Here is a 13,457-nt window from a genome sequence, read left to right as displayed (position 1 = left end):
GCACCTCCAGCGTTCGAGATATTCAGATACATGAAAGGGGGCGGGGCGCTTGGCCCCGCCCGGCCCGGAGAGGCTTACAGGCCGCTGTTCTCAACAGCGGACTGCAGGGCGTCTTCCGCGGAAGACTGACCGAGCAGCGTTTCCTGAATGGCCTGCTGAAGCGCAGCGGAGAGTTCCTGATAGCGCGGCGTCGTGGGACGCGGATACATCGCGGCGAGACCCTTGCCGGCAGCAGCGATAAGCTCTTCCTGTCCGCTGGTCACGGCTTCGTCTTCATAGGACGAGGCCCAGATCGGCAGGCTCCCCTTCGCATATTTGTCCTGAACGTCCTGCGAGGTCATGTAGACGATGTATTCCCATGCTTCGTCGACATTCTCGCTGGTGGCCGGTATGCCGAGGCCCATGGAGCCGTTCACGGCGGAAACCTCGCTCTTGCCCTCAATGCCCGGCGCGGCGACAACGCCGACCTTGCCGGCAACCTTGCTGTCCTCGGAGCTGTTGGCGAGGTTGTACATATAGGTCCAGTTCAGGGCGAATGCGGCTTCGCCGTTCTGGAACACGTTGCGCACGTCCTCTTCCAGGAATTCCTTCGAGTTGGGGTTGGTGAGACCGCTCTCATAGCTGTTTGCCATGTATTCGAGCGCGCTCAGGCCGCCCCCGCTCTGGAAGGCAGGCTTGCCTTCTGCATCGAGAAACGCGCCGTCATAGGCGCTGACCAGCGTGGTGTAGTCGCAGATCGCGGCTTCGGCCTGCGCCCAGCTCCATGCGATCGGGTGCTCAACGATGCCTTTCTCTTTCAGGATTTTAGCCTGCTCGGCCAGCTCGTCCCAGGTGGTTGGCGGGTTTGCGATGCCGGCCTTCTCGAGCATTTCCTTGTTGTAGAAGAGGTACTTCGTGTCCAGAATCCACGGCATGCCGTAGTACTTGTCCTGATACTGAACCGTGGTCCATGCGCCGGGAAGAACCTCGTCCTTCATCGCGCCGGTGATGCGGTCGCTGACATCGACAAGGACGCCATTGGTTGCGTATTCGGCCGGCCAGATCACGTCGAACAGAACGATATCGTAGCCGCCGCCGGAACCCTGAGCGAGCACGGTCTTGTCATGCAGGCCCTCATAGGGGACGAATTCCAGGTTCACCTTGATGTCGGGATTGGCTTCAGTGAAGCGCTCCGTCATCTCGCGGACATCGCTCTCGCTGTAAGCGGCCTGCGCCATGAACAGGGCATTGAGCGTGGTCTCGGCATGGGCCTGCGGCACGAAGCATGCGCCGGCCAGAGCGGTCGCGAGCAGAGTTCTGCGGGTAATCTTCAGCATTTGTGTCTCCTCCATTTGCAGTTCCAACCCCCGGGGTTTGGGCCCGGGGCCTCCTTGTCTGTCGCTTTGTGCGACGCCGGCTTCGAACGTCCGGTGTTGCTGATCGATTAAATCAGTTGCCTTGACTTAATTATTTGTCGTTATTGTCTGAGCTGTCAATGGGAAATCTGATGGACGTGATTCGAAGCATCCGGGCGACGCCCGGAACCAACCAGGATGGGGCAAGCGCGCATAACCGGCGCGTGATCATTGATGCGTTGCGCATCAACGGTCCGATCTCACGCGCCGATCTGGCGAGGGCGACGTCGCTGACGAAACAGGCGGTGTCCAACATTGTCGAGCAGCTCGCCAATGAAGGTTTCATCGAGGCTTTGCCCGCCGTGAAGCGTGGACGGGGGCAGCCTTTCACGCCCTATCAGCTTGTTCCCGAAGGCGCATTTGCAGTCGGTCTGCAGATCGATCGCTATGTGGTCAGAGCCGTGATGGTGGATTTTCTCGGCCAGCCAAGATTCAGGGCGCAGGCGGCGATTTCCAGCGAAGCGCCCGAGGATGGCGTCGAGATCATCTCCAAGCTGATCGATGGCCTGCGCGAGAAACTTGCCGCTTCCGCTCCGGACTGGGACCAGCGTATCGTCGGGCTTGGTGTCGCGATGCCGGGTCCGTTCGGCGTGTCAGCCAATGCTCACAACAAGTGGATGATGTCGGCCTGGCAGTCCTATCCCTTGCGCGAAAAACTCGCTGAAAAAACAGGACTGGCACCGGAGATCCAGAACGATGCGGCGGCGTCCGCCATTGCCGAGCGCATGGTCGGAGCGGCCAACGCTGTGGACAATGCGGTCTGCCTGTTTCTTGGCTTCGGTATCGGTACGGGCCTTATCCTGAACGGTGACATCTTCCGTGGGGCGAATGGCAATGCGGGCGAGATCGGCATGGCGCTCGCCCCTTGCGTGGATGGTGAGACCACGCTGGAGCACAGCGCCTCGCTGGCCTCTCTCTACAGCGCATTGCAGATCGATCCCGCACTGCCCGATATTTACGCGCGTGTGGATGCTCTGGTGCAGGCGAGAGATCCCGCACTGGAAAAATGGGTCATCTGCGCTGCCGAAGACCTGCGGCGCAGCATCCAGCTTCTGGAAAACCTCTTCGACCCCGAGACGATCATCTTTTGCGGCGGCGCGCCCGAGTCGCTCGTCTCAAGGCTTATCGATGAAATGCAGCCGCTTCTGCCGTCTATTGTCGCGGACCGGGTGCGCAGTGTTCCAAGGCTCCAGCTTGGCAGGACCGATCCGTGGTCGGTTGCTCAGGGGGCGGCCGTCGAGCCGATCAGCCGAACCTTCGATCCGCGCTATTCGGCCCTTTGGAAGGGGCAGCCCAAAGTCGACTGATGGCAATCCATTCGTCAGGCAGCAGGGCCTCAGTGGTGTTCACGAGGAGGCCCGGCCTTCATCTTCGGCGCTGTCGCGTCGCAACTTTCTGATGATGATCGGAAGGACGATAATCGCCACGCCAAGCGCGATGATGGTCAGCGAAACCGGACGGCCGAAGACGAATAGCGGGTTGCCTTCTCCCAGGCTCAGCGTCTGGCGGAGCCGGTCCTCGATGATCGGCCCCATGACGATGCCCATGATGAGCGCGACGACCGGCCAGCCAAGACGCAGCAGGACATAGCCCACCACGCCGGCTGCAAGCGCCACACCGCAATCGAACAGACGGCTGTTCACTGCGTAGATGCCGATCAGCGAGACCGCGATCACGCAGACCGCGAGGATCGCGGGCGGCACTTTGACGATCATGGCGAAGGGGCGCAGCAGGAGTGCGAGCATCGCGAAGGCGACGACGTTGATCAGCAGCATCGACCAGTAGAGCGTCGAGATCAGCTCCGGCTCCTTGATGAGGAGCAGGGGCCCTGGATAGATGCCGTTGAGCGTGAAAATGCCGAGCAGCACGGCGCTCAGCGCCTCACCGGGAATGCCGAGTGTGAGAAGCGGGATCAGCGCGCCTGCGGGCACGGCATTGTTGCCGGCTTCCGAGGCGACGCACCCTTCCGGATTTCCCTTGCCGAAACTTTCGGGGTCGCTGGAACGGCGCTTGGCCACATCGTAGGAGATGAAGGAGGCAAGCACCGAACCCGGCCCCGGCAGGAGGCCGATGAAGGTTCCCAGAACGCCGGAGCGGATAAGGGTTCGCCAGTAGCGCAGCGTTCCGATGATGCGCGAAAAATCGAGTGTGTTGCGCCCGAGATCCAGCCGGTCCGTCTTGAGAATGCCCTGCTCGAGAAGCAGCAGAGACTGGCCGATGCCGAAGATGCCAAGCACCAGCGCGACAAGATCGAAGCCGTTCTGCATCGGCCAGAAGCCGAAGGTGAAGCGCGCGCTCAGTGTCGGACCGTCAATGCCGATGGTGGACAGGAAAAGCCCGACGCCAAGCAGAAGAAGGCCGCGTGACAGTTGATCGCGGAAGGACACGACGACGAGGGTGACGCCGAAAAGCGCTGCGACCAGATATTCCGGCGGTCCGAAGCTTGCGGCCACGTGTGAGAGGAGCGGCGCGAGCATGATGAGGATGACGATGCTGACGAGGCCGCCGCCGAGGGAACCCACGAGTGCTGCGGAAAGCGCGGTCTGAGCCTCACCGCGCGCGGTGAGCGGAAACCCGTCAAAGGCGGTGACGATGGAGGAGGGGACGCCCGGGGTCCGCAGCAGGATTGCGGGAACCGCGCCACCGAAATAGCCGCCGCAGAACACGCCGAGCAGAAGCGAGAGCGCCACGGACGGTTCCAGCGAAAAGGTGAAGGGAAGGAGCACCACCATGCCCACCATCGGGCCGAGCCCCGGCAGAACGCCCACGATGATGCCGACCGTGGTGCCGATGACCAGCGCAACGATGTTTGCGAACGAGAAGGCCTGGCTGAAGCCCTGTGCAAGAAATTCCATGAGTTCAGGCCCCGATCATTTCAAACAGCCAGGGTGCTGGAAACCAGATGTCGAGAAAGGTTTTGAAAGCCAGATGCACGGTCAGGGTCATGATAGCGGCGATGGCGACGGACTGCCAGGGACGCCGATAGACCATCAGGAGCCCGATGAGCACAGCCAGAAAGGTTGCGGCGGAAAGGCCAATTGCAGAAATGCCCAGCGGATAGAGGCACATCAGAACGAACAGCGCCGCGGCGCGTCCGGGGAAGCCATTCCCATCCACATGGAAGGGCAGGCCGACACGGTGGCACAGCAGGCGCAGGATCGCGGGAACGGCCGAGAGGGCCGTTCCTGCCAGAACGATCATCGGGAAGATCAGCGGCCCCTTGTAAAAAGGGTCCGGACCGGACCGGTCGACCAGCCAGGGCGACAGGATGAGAAGCACGGCGGCTGCCATGCCGATCCCGGCAGCCAGTGTTTCATGCCCTGACGGCGCTTCTGCCGCGCTGGCGCTGTCTTCGTCCGTCCGGTTCGTCATGGGTGACTATTCCATGATCCCGAGATTTTTCATGGTCGTGCCGAATTCGGCCAGCTCGCGATCCATGCGCGCGCGCGCCTCATCGGGCCCGCTGGAATGCGGCACGACACCGACATTCTCGATCACCTCGGCCACTTTCTCGTTCTTCATCGCGGAGAAGAAGGCCGCGGAGAGCTTGTTGACGATTTCCTTGTCGGTCTGCTTGGGAACAAAAGCGCCGAACCAGATCGAATAGGCGTCACCATAGCCCTGTTCGGACACGTTGGGCACATCGGGATAGGCCGGCAGGCGGTCGGGGACCATGGCTGCGAGGATCTTCATCTTGCCGGCGTCGATGTAATCGGTCAGGCCCGGCGTTGAGAAGGTGATGACATCGGCATCGCCCTGCACGACCAGAAGCGGGTTCAATTCCGAATAGGCGGTCTCCTTCCACTCGAAGCCGCCGGCTTCGGCCACTTTCATGGCAATCAGGGTCGGCACTGCGCCAAGGCCCCAATGCGCCAGACGCAGTTCGTTCTTCTTGCCGTATTCGGCGAGCTCATCGAGATTGGAATAGGGAGCGTCAGCGCGCGCGGCCAGCGTGAAGGGGCTCGACCACACCAGGCCGAGCGGCTGGAGGTCGTCGTTTTTGTACGGCGTCTTGCCGCGCAGCACCTGTGTGATCATCGGGCCAATGGAAACCAGTCCCATCGTGTAGCCATCGGGACGGGCGTTCGCCAGATCGGCAGCGCCAAGCACCGCGCCGCCGCCGGGCTTGTTGACCACCTTGACCGGCACGCCAAGTTCATCCGACATCACCGGCGCGATTGCGTTGGCGACCAGCGTGGACGGATCGTTCGGCGCGGGCCACGGAATGATGATCTGGATCGGCTTCGACGGCCAGTCGGCCATGGCCGCCCCCATCGAGACGCCGAGAACGGCGGTTGCAGCGAGCGCTGCGCGTAACAACTTACCAAACATGTTTTCCTCCCATTTCGTTTTTCAGGCCCGTTTCAGGTTTCAGCCTCCTCGGCCGGGCGGGCAGCCCGGTGGCTCATCATTGGCTGCAGCTTGTCGAGAAGCGAAAACAGGGTTTCAAGTTCGCCCGGCGTCAGCGCCGCCACGACAAGCTGGTTGCGCTCAAAGGCGCGTGCGAGAATGCGCCGGTGCACATCCGCGCCTTCGCCGGTCGTGCGCAGGCGGATCGTCCTCTGGTCGTCCGGATCGGGTTCCGCCTCCACGAGCCCCTTTTTCGCCAGCACATTCACGACGCGGCTCAACTGCCCCTTGTCGATGAGCAGGGCGCGGGCCACTTCGAAGAAGCGCACCGGCTCCGATGCCGCGATGATGCCGAGCACCCGCCACTCCACGATGCGAAAGCCGAATTCCGTCGCAAGCCATTGCTGCGCGATGCGGTCGCCCGCCGCGCCAAGCATGGCGACGCGGAAGGTGAGCAGATCACGAATGTCGCCGATCCGTGGATGGAGCGCGACGGTCTCGTCTGGTCCTATCGATGCTGGCATGCTGCCTGCCATTGCTTTCCGCTCGACATCGTTGCGTTTGTCAACGATATCGTGTTTAGTTTTGTTGTCTTTGTCAACGGTCTATCGAGCGGAGTCCCATGTCGGGTAAGCCCAGGAACATCCTTTTCATCATGTATGATCAGCTGCGGTTCGATTATCTGAGCTGCGCGGGGCATCCCTGTCTGGAGACACCGAATTTCGACCGGGTTGCATCCATGGGCGTGCGGTTCACGCGGGCCTATGTGCAGTCGCCCGTGTGCGGCGCTTCGCGCATGAGTTTCTACACCGGCCGCTATGTGCATTCCCATGGCGCGAGCTGGAACGGCTTTCCCCTGAAGGTGGGCGAGATCACGCTCGGCGACCATCTGAGGCGGCTCGGCATGGATGCGGCTCTTGTCGGCAAGACGCATATGCGGGTGGACGCCGACGGCATGGAGCGGCTTGGCCTGACGCGGGACTCGATCATCGGCGCACGGGTGGCCGAATGCGGCTTCGACATCTTCGTCCGTGATGACGGCCTGTGGGGCGAGGGGCCGGCTGGCCACTACGATACGGGTCCGCAGCCCTATAACGACTACCTCAAGGAGAAGGGCTATCCGGGCTCAAACCCCTGGCATGACTTCGCCAATTCCGCCGTCGATGACGATGGCGACATGGCGTCCGGCTGGTTCATGGAAAACGCCGACAAGCCGGCAAATATCGCGGAAGAGGATTCCGAGACGCCCTGGCTGACGCGCCGGGCGGAAGAGTTCATCGCGTCGCGCGGCGACAGGCCGTGGCTTTGCCACCTCTCCTACATCAAGCCGCACTGGCCCTACATCGTGCCCGCGCCTTATCACGACCTCTATTCCGCGCGTGACGTTATCGCGCCGGTTCGTTCCGAAGGTGAACGGCAGAACCCGCACCCGCTTTATCGCGCCTTCATGGACAACACGATCGGGAAGGCCTTCCGCCGCGACGAGGTGCGCGAGAAGGTGATCCCGGCCTATATGGGGCTCATCAAGCAATGCGATGACCAGCTTGGGCAATTGCTGGACTTTCTGGAACGGTCCGGCCGTCTGGAAGACACGATGATCGTGATTACCTCAGACCATGGCGATTACCTTGGCGATCACTGGCTGGGCGAGAAGGATCTCTTCCACGAGCAGTCGGTGAAGGTACCCATGATCATTTTCGATCCTTCTGCGGAAGCTGACGCCACGCGCGGACAGGTCTGCGACGCGCTGGTCGAGTCGATCGATCTGGCGGCAACTTTTGTTGAATTCGCCGGCGGCGAGGTGCCTGATCATGTGCTGGAAGGCCGTTCTCTGATGCCGTTCCTCCACGGTGAAGAGCCAGCGGAATGGCGGGATTTCGTGATCTCGGAATATGATTATTCCCAGACTTCGATGGCCGAGGAACTGGGCGTGCCGCCCAAACAGGCGCGGCTTTTCATGGTTGCGGACAAGCGCTGGAAGTTCACGCATGTCGAGGGTTTCCGCCCCATGCTGTTCGATCTCGTGAACGACCCCCAGGAACTGCGTGATCTTGGTGATGATGCGGAGTATGAGGACATCCGGCGTATGATGGCGGAACGCCTTGCGGAATGGGCGCGCAGGCCCTCGCAACGAACCACGAAATCCGACGCGCAGATCATTGCCGGGCGCAATGGCTCCGACGGCAAGGGCGTCCTGATCGGCGCCTATGAAGAAGCCGATATAGGGCCCGAGTTCACCGAGCGATACAGGGGCAAGCCGGGGCGTTAGACCCGCGCGGCTGGCCACTCATCGGGAAGCCTCAGCGTGAAGGTGGAGCCGATCCCGGCGGTGCTGACGAAGTCTAGCCTGCCGCCGAGAAGCTCGGCGAGCTGGGCGGAGATGCTCAGTCCAACACCGGTGCCGGGAACGTCTTGGGCGGTGCTCGCCCGGAAGAAGTGGCCGAGCAGCTTGTCCTGCTCCTCTGCCGGAATGCCGATGCCCTGGTCCTGAACCGAAAAACAGATCTGCCGGTTCTCCGCGCGGACGCCGATCAGCACGGTCTCGGTCTCTGGCGAGTATTTGACGGCGTTGGAGACAAGGTTGGTCAGAACCTGCTCCGCCAGAAACGGGTCCGACACGAAGGAGGGCGGAACTTCGTCGCCGATCACGATGTCGATGGCCCGATCCGGCGTTTCCGTTAGCTGGCGGGCTTTTACCCGTTCCAGAAGAGCGGCGATGTCGCAGTTTCGCGGCTTCATCGCGACCTGACCGGTATCCAGACGGATAACCTCAAGCGTTGCCTCGATCAGTCTGGTCAGATCGCGCACCTCCGAGCGTACCTGAAGCGCGCGGCGTTGGATCTCGGCCTGGTCCATGGCGTCGCCGCTGCGCAGAATGCGCTGCATGGAAGAATCGATCACGGCAAGCGGGGTCCGAAACTGATGCGACACCAGCCCGACGAAACTGCGGTATAGCTCTGCGCTTTCGCGCTCGCGCGAGAGCGACATGCGAATGCGCTGTCTCTCCGCCATGGTCCGGAGCATCATGACCGAAAGGAAGATGCCGAGCGCGATGATCCCCAGGATCGACACGATGACCTGAATGATGGCCGCCTGCTGCCTGTCGAGGCGCGCGCCGGTTGCATCCCAGTGTTTGACCATGGAGCGATTGGCTGCGCGACCGAGATCCCGACTGAGGGTTTCAAGCAGTTCGTGGATCGAGAGCGCCACCGTGGCGTCGCCGAGGGCGAGCGTGTGCAACTCGGTCTCCAGTGCCCGGATGGCGCTGTCCTGCCGGGCAAGGCTCTCTCCCATGCCCAGTTCTTCCATATAGCGTGCCTGCGGACCTTCGGTGAGAAGGGCGAGACGGCTCAGGAGCACGTCATAGCGCCGCGCGATATCCACCTCGCTATCCGGAATGGAGCTTTTCTGCGAGACCGCCACATCAAGCAGCAACGCGGCCGATTGCGCCTGCGATATGGACCACAGCATGTTGTCGCCCTGGCTGCGCCGTATCTCCGCCTCGGTGTCGAGCAGGCGGATGAGGGCGAAGACCAGCAGCACCGCGAAGGCGAGGATCGTGACGCCAACCGTGACATAGGCGAAGAGGTCGCTTCCGCGCTTCATTCCACGTTCAGCCGAACGAGTTGCCAGACCCAGCGATAGTCATAGCGGATGTCCTGCAATGCGTCGTGATCGTCGCGCGGATAAACGATCCACAGAGGACCCTTGTCGCTTGGCTGGAGCCTTTGGCCGTCCATATGCGTCGCGACGAGAACATCGAAGCGCGAGAAATCTTCCATGGGAATGTCGATGATGTAGTCGTTGATGGCGCTTGCCGTCACCGTTTCTCCGTGCGCCCCGAGATAATCGAGCAGATCGCGCATCAGGAAACCGTCGAAGCGGCGAACCCCGTCGGTCACAACCGTTGTTGTCTCGACGGATTTCTGCGGCAGCGCCGCCAGCATGGCCTCGTCAAAGAGCGCTCTATCATCGGCATTCGTACGTTCGATACTGCCGGTCACCGTCAGCACCACATCTCCGGTCGGGGAGGACAGATTGTCTTCTCCGGCAAGGGCTGGCGGCAGGAACGCGACAAGCCCGGCGCCGAGAAGCGCGATGCGCGCAAGTCTTCTGATCTGCCCTGTCCGCGATGCATCCGACCGCGTTTCGCAAGCGCCAGCCATGCCGGCGAAAGTGTTTTGCGACATTGGTGTTCCCCCGTTTCACCGCCCCGCACCATCAAACTCTCAAGGACGCGCGCGTTCAAGGGCCGATGGCTGCAAGAGCGAAGTCTGATCCGCTGAGAGACCGGTTAGCAGGCATGGGTGATGAAGGGGTGAAGGTTTGGTGCGGGCCACAATGATGCTCCGGGGCGTCCAGCGTGTTGTGGACGCCCCGGAATGGCGCTGCCGCGGGAGGTCAGCCGTTCGCGGTCGCCGGGTCGGGGTTGGCGCGCGGCGGCTGATAGGACGCGGCCTTCTCCTTGAGGCTGGAGAATTTCTTCGAAAGCTGTTCAAGCTTTGCTTCCCAGGCAGGGTCTGGAACCTGCCCCTTGATGGTGCGGAAATAGACTTCCATCATGCAGGTGATGGCAAATGGCTCCAGCAGCGCCGCCTTGACCGACCATGCGAAAAGCAGGGCGAAGACAACGCCACCGGCCGACCATGCGCCGGGAATGAGATAGACGGCGAGGCCCGCAGGCGCGAGCATGATGAGGAAGACGACGAAGGACAGCCCGTAGACGATGAGCGCCAGCCAGGCCGCGTTCTTGAGCATCGGCTTGTAGTTCTGGGCGTAGAGCACCAGCCCGGTCCGCGCGGATTCCCAGGCATTGTCGGAATTGGTGCGGATCGCAAATGCCAGGATGACTTCATCGATGAAACCCACCGCAATGCGCAGGAAGGCGTGAATGATCGAAACGAACTGCTGTGCGCCCGGGATCGGCAGAATGCTCACCATGCCGCGCACCAGCCCGGTGATTGCGCGCAGCACGCCCTTGACCAGCTGATCGATGCCGAAAAGCACGCTCGCCTGTACAAAGCGCCGCGAAATTTCCTCACGGGCATAGGAAACCTGCGAGCGTCCTTCGGGCAGTTCTTCCCCGTCGAGCAATTTCACAAGCACGGCGATATGGCCGGCCTTGACGACATAGAGAACATATTCCCGCAGCAGATACATCACTGCCGCGACCACGCCGAAGCCGATGACGCCGCCCCACATGGTCGTCGTCGCCTGAAAGTCGGGATCACCGAACCCGCCGATGCCCCAGCCGACGCCGGCGCCGACACCGGTGACGAGAACATAGGCCACGGCAGCGCCGAAATAGACCGCCATTCGCAGCACAATGAACGGCATTGTCCGGGCCATCAGCCCCAATGCGCGCCCTATGGAAAAATCCCACATTCCCTTGTCTCTCCGACGATTGAATCAGTTTTGCAAAAACTATTGACGATAGGGAAGATGCGCCCCGTTTGTTTGAACGGGGATATGCCGGAGGCTTTCGAACACAACCGGTTTGACAGGCGGCATGGATGCACGGGCGCGTCATTCTTGACGGGGTGTCGTCGGAGGCTCACGCATGTCATTCTATGGGTTGGCGACAGGGAAGGGGGAACACGGGCGGCAATGGCAGGCAACGGATCGAAACCAATTATTCTGTGCGTCGAGGATGAGCGCCATCTGCGGCAGGACATCATCGATGAACTCGGGATCGCCGGCTATGAGGCGCTGGCGGCCAGAGACGGGCGCGAAGCGCTCGCCATGCTGGAGACAAGCCGCCCGGATCTCATTCTCTGCGACATCACCATGCCGCGACTGGACGGCTATGGATTGCTGGAAGCGGTGCGCAGCAGCCATCCCGGTCTGGCGGATGTGCCTTTCGTGTTTCTGACGGCGCTTGACGAGCGTGACGCCGTCATCAATGGCAAGCGTGCGGGCGCTGATGATTATCTGGTCAAGCCGATCGACTTCGACCTGATGCTTGCCACCATCGAGGCGCGGCTGCGACAGGTGGAGCGACTGGGACAGGGCGCGGGACGCGAATTGGACGCAATGCGTCAGGCGCTGACCGACGCACGCGCCGGCACGGCTGCCGGCATGCGGCGCGTTGTCGATCTTCTCTCCTTCGGTGTCGTTCTGGTGTCGGGCTCTGGTGTTGCATTTGCCAATCGCGCGGCGCAGGCCATTCACCGGGCCGGCGACGGTCTGGTCATCGACAGGGCGCTTCGGCCTGCCTCCTCCAATCTCGCGGCTGAGATGAAATCGTTTCTGGCCGAGGCCTGCGAGGCTGCCCGGCTTGGCCGGGATCACCTTTCGAGCCTGTCGGTGCCGCGCCTCTCCGGTCAGCGCGACTTTCTGCTCACGGCCTGCGCGCTGCCCGATACAAGCGAGGCCATGAATGGAGATGCGCAGGCGGTGGTGTTCATCTCCGATCCCGAGCGCCGGCCTGCGGTTCCTGACGAACTGCTTGCCAAGCTGTTTGACCTGACGCCGACAGAGGCGCAGGTCGCGCGCGCTCTGGCGCATGGTCGGCGAACCGATGAGATCGCTCAGGATCTTGCCGTGTCACCCACCACGGTCGCGTTTCATCTGCGCAATCTTTTTGGAAAGACGGGCACCCATCGGCAGGCGGATCTGATCGTGCTGCTTTTGACCGGGCTTGCATCCATCTCGGGGCCGGAATTGGAAGCATCTCCACAGCCGCAGACTTGAAGCGTCCTGTGTGCCCGGCTTTGGGAACATCGCGGCGACCTTTCCGCGATGCTCCAGATTGTAGGCAAGTTATCGATTGTTGATTGACCCGGCAGCCCCCCGCCCCCGGGCGAAGTGAACCCCAACAGTTTCATCGAGACCACCGGAGAGCTTATCCATCTGGTCGAAGAGCGCGCCCTTCGTTTGAATAGGGCGGCTAACTTTTTTCGAAGCGCCGCCCTGTATGGCGTCCTCCGGCATTGTTGCCGGAAACGCATCTGATCGTTCGCTCGACGACCGGCAAGGCCCCGTAACAGGGCAGTCTTTCAGGGGCGTGTCCTAGACGATCCTGAACACCGCGCCGCTGCCGGCATCGCGGTAGAAATCAACGCGTTCCCCGTTCCAGTGATAGTCGATATGGCGGCCCTGCACGGGGTTTGCCGCGCTGTCGGGGTGGAAGAGGCCTACGCATTCGCCCTCCTCATGGCGAACGCTTGGATAGACGACGCCTTCCGAGCCGTCAGCGCGCAGCAAAGCGGCGAGAGACTGGCCGGCTGCATAATCGTCCGGCGCAAGCGCCTGTTCCCAGCCTTCGCCACGCAGATCATGTAGCTCGGCCTCCACATCGAGAACGATCTCGCGAAACTGGGAGGTCCAGCCAGCGGGCTCGTTCGTCGCCGCCATGAAACGGGCGTGGTGGTGGATCGTTTCGAAAAGCGCGGTCTCGAAGCCCTTCGCCACATAGAGAACGCCAAAGCGCCCGTCGCTGAAGCGGCTCGGCCGGTCCGGGCTCACATGGGTGAAGGGCGCCATCAGCCATGTTGCGCCGGGGCCGGCGACGCGGCGATCCTCCGGTACGAGATCCAGATTGCCGATGGTCTCCATAATGCGCGGATTGGTTTTCTGCTCGGCGGAAATGAGCAGCGGCCAGTCGGCAGGGTCAGCGATGTCTTCGAACAGATCGATGGGCGGAAAAATGCTGCGGATGATCCGCACCGCGCCGCGCCATGCGACGGGCGCAAGGGGAGGGGTATTCATTTC

12 protein-coding genes are annotated in these 13,457 nt (G+C 61.9%); 3 read left to right on the top strand and 9 right to left on the bottom strand.

Annotated elements, in window-relative coordinates; translation table 11 throughout:
* Window positions 1-74: 74 nt before the first annotated feature.
* Entirely contained in the window at window positions 75-1,316 is a 1,242-nt protein-coding gene (locus AC4PTT_RS20450; protein ID WP_492162886.1) for an extracellular solute-binding protein, read from the bottom strand.
* A gap of 170 nt (window positions 1,317-1,486) precedes the next feature.
* Between AC4PTT_RS20450 and AC4PTT_RS20445 the strand changes: the two genes are divergently transcribed.
* A complete protein-coding gene (locus AC4PTT_RS20445) occupies window positions 1,487-2,701 on the top strand; it encodes an ROK family transcriptional regulator (RefSeq protein WP_206552925.1) in 1,215 nt (404 codons plus the stop codon).
* A 39-nt stretch (window positions 2,702-2,740) separates the two neighbouring features.
* Here AC4PTT_RS20445 and AC4PTT_RS20440 read toward each other — a convergent pair whose 3' ends face one another.
* The 4 genes from AC4PTT_RS20440 to AC4PTT_RS20425 are packed head-to-tail and all read right to left on the bottom strand — an operon-like array spanning window position 2,741 to window position 6,268.
* Window positions 2,741-4,249 (bottom strand): tripartite tricarboxylate transporter permease, encoded by a 1,509-nt coding sequence (locus AC4PTT_RS20440; protein WP_206545008.1) that lies wholly within the window; start codon window positions 4,247-4,249, stop codon window positions 2,741-2,743.
* A 4-nt stretch (window positions 4,250-4,253) separates the two neighbouring features.
* Window positions 4,254-4,766 (bottom strand): tripartite tricarboxylate transporter TctB family protein, encoded by a 513-nt coding sequence (locus tag AC4PTT_RS20435; protein ID WP_492162885.1) that lies wholly within the window; start codon window positions 4,764-4,766, stop codon window positions 4,254-4,256.
* 6 nt (window positions 4,767-4,772) lie between these two features.
* Entirely contained in the window at window positions 4,773-5,726 is a 954-nt protein-coding gene (locus tag AC4PTT_RS20430; protein ID WP_492162884.1) for a Bug family tripartite tricarboxylate transporter substrate binding protein, read from the bottom strand.
* Window positions 5,727-5,758: 32 nt separating this feature from the next.
* Window positions 5,759-6,268: a MarR family winged helix-turn-helix transcriptional regulator gene (locus tag AC4PTT_RS20425; RefSeq protein ID WP_206994633.1), complete on the bottom strand. Its 510-nt coding sequence runs from the start codon at window positions 6,266-6,268 to the stop codon at window positions 5,759-5,761.
* Window positions 6,269-6,399: 131 nt separating this feature from the next.
* Here AC4PTT_RS20425 and AC4PTT_RS20420 point away from each other — a divergent pair, with 131 nt between their 5' ends.
* Complete coding sequence (locus tag AC4PTT_RS20420; protein WP_492162883.1) at window positions 6,400-8,013, top strand: alkaline phosphatase family protein; 1,614 nt, start codon at window positions 6,400-6,402, stop codon at window positions 8,011-8,013.
* Here AC4PTT_RS20420 and AC4PTT_RS20415 read toward each other — a convergent pair.
* From AC4PTT_RS20415 to AC4PTT_RS20405, 3 genes are all read right to left on the bottom strand, one after another.
* Window positions 8,010-9,350: a sensor histidine kinase gene (locus AC4PTT_RS20415; RefSeq protein WP_492162882.1), complete on the bottom strand. Its 1,341-nt coding sequence runs from the start codon at window positions 9,348-9,350 to the stop codon at window positions 8,010-8,012. The two genes, AC4PTT_RS20420 and AC4PTT_RS20415, sit on opposite strands and share 4 nt — an antisense overlap.
* The gene (locus AC4PTT_RS20410) at window positions 9,347-9,934 is read right to left on the bottom strand and encodes a putative pterin-binding protein (RefSeq protein ID WP_492162881.1); all 588 of its coding nucleotides are present in this window, start codon (window positions 9,932-9,934) and stop codon (window positions 9,347-9,349) included. The genes AC4PTT_RS20415 and AC4PTT_RS20410 overlap by 4 nt, the downstream gene beginning before the upstream one ends.
* A 211-nt stretch (window positions 9,935-10,145) precedes the next feature.
* Window positions 10,146-11,129 carry a hypothetical protein gene (locus AC4PTT_RS20405; RefSeq protein WP_113156724.1) on the bottom strand — a complete coding sequence of 328 codons (984 nt, stop codon included), beginning with the start codon at window positions 11,127-11,129 and terminating at the stop codon, window positions 10,146-10,148.
* A gap of 222 nt (window positions 11,130-11,351) precedes the next feature.
* Between AC4PTT_RS20405 and AC4PTT_RS20400 the strand changes: the two genes are divergently transcribed.
* Window positions 11,352-12,437 carry a response regulator gene (locus tag AC4PTT_RS20400; RefSeq protein ID WP_299936308.1) on the top strand — a complete coding sequence of 362 codons (1,086 nt, stop codon included), beginning with the start codon at window positions 11,352-11,354 and terminating at the stop codon, window positions 12,435-12,437.
* Window positions 12,438-12,755: 318 nt separating this feature from the next.
* On the opposite strand, the gene AC4PTT_RS20395 is transcribed toward AC4PTT_RS20400, so the two are convergent.
* Window positions 12,756-13,454, bottom strand: coding sequence for an RES family NAD+ phosphorylase (locus AC4PTT_RS20395; protein ID WP_492162880.1), 699 nt, complete (start codon window positions 13,452-13,454; stop codon window positions 12,756-12,758).
* Window positions 13,455-13,457: the final 3 nt, after the last annotated feature.

The organism is Nitratireductor sp. WH36-1 (assembly GCF_058725515.1).
This window is presented reverse-complemented; position numbering and strand designations above follow the sequence as displayed.

Coding starts and splice junctions, on each gene's coding strand:
- AC4PTT_RS20450 (WP_492162886.1), bottom strand. CDS start 1,316: ATGCTGAAGATTACCCGCAGAACTCTGCTCGCGACCGCTCTGGCCGGC.
- AC4PTT_RS20445 (WP_206552925.1), top strand. CDS start 1,487: ATGGACGTGATTCGAAGCATCCGGGCGACGCCCGGAACCAACCAGGAT.
- AC4PTT_RS20440 (WP_206545008.1), bottom strand. CDS start 4,249: ATGGAATTTCTTGCACAGGGCTTCAGCCAGGCCTTCTCGTTCGCAAAC.
- AC4PTT_RS20435 (WP_492162885.1), bottom strand. CDS start 4,766: ATGACGAACCGGACGGACGAAGACAGCGCCAGCGCGGCAGAAGCGCCG.
- AC4PTT_RS20430 (WP_492162884.1), bottom strand. CDS start 5,726: ATGTTTGGTAAGTTGTTACGCGCAGCGCTCGCTGCAACCGCCGTTCTC.
- AC4PTT_RS20425 (WP_206994633.1), bottom strand. CDS start 6,268: ATGCCAGCATCGATAGGACCAGACGAGACCGTCGCGCTCCATCCACGG.
- AC4PTT_RS20420 (WP_492162883.1), top strand. CDS start 6,400: ATGTATGATCAGCTGCGGTTCGATTATCTGAGCTGCGCGGGGCATCCC.
- AC4PTT_RS20415 (WP_492162882.1), bottom strand. CDS start 9,350: ATGAAGCGCGGAAGCGACCTCTTCGCCTATGTCACGGTTGGCGTCACG.
- AC4PTT_RS20410 (WP_492162881.1), bottom strand. CDS start 9,934: ATGTCGCAAAACACTTTCGCCGGCATGGCTGGCGCTTGCGAAACGCGG.
- AC4PTT_RS20405 (WP_113156724.1), bottom strand. CDS start 11,129: ATGTGGGATTTTTCCATAGGGCGCGCATTGGGGCTGATGGCCCGGACA.
- AC4PTT_RS20400 (WP_299936308.1), top strand. CDS start 11,352: ATGGCAGGCAACGGATCGAAACCAATTATTCTGTGCGTCGAGGATGAG.
- AC4PTT_RS20395 (WP_492162880.1), bottom strand. CDS start 13,454: ATGAATACCCCTCCCCTTGCGCCCGTCGCATGGCGCGGCGCGGTGCGG.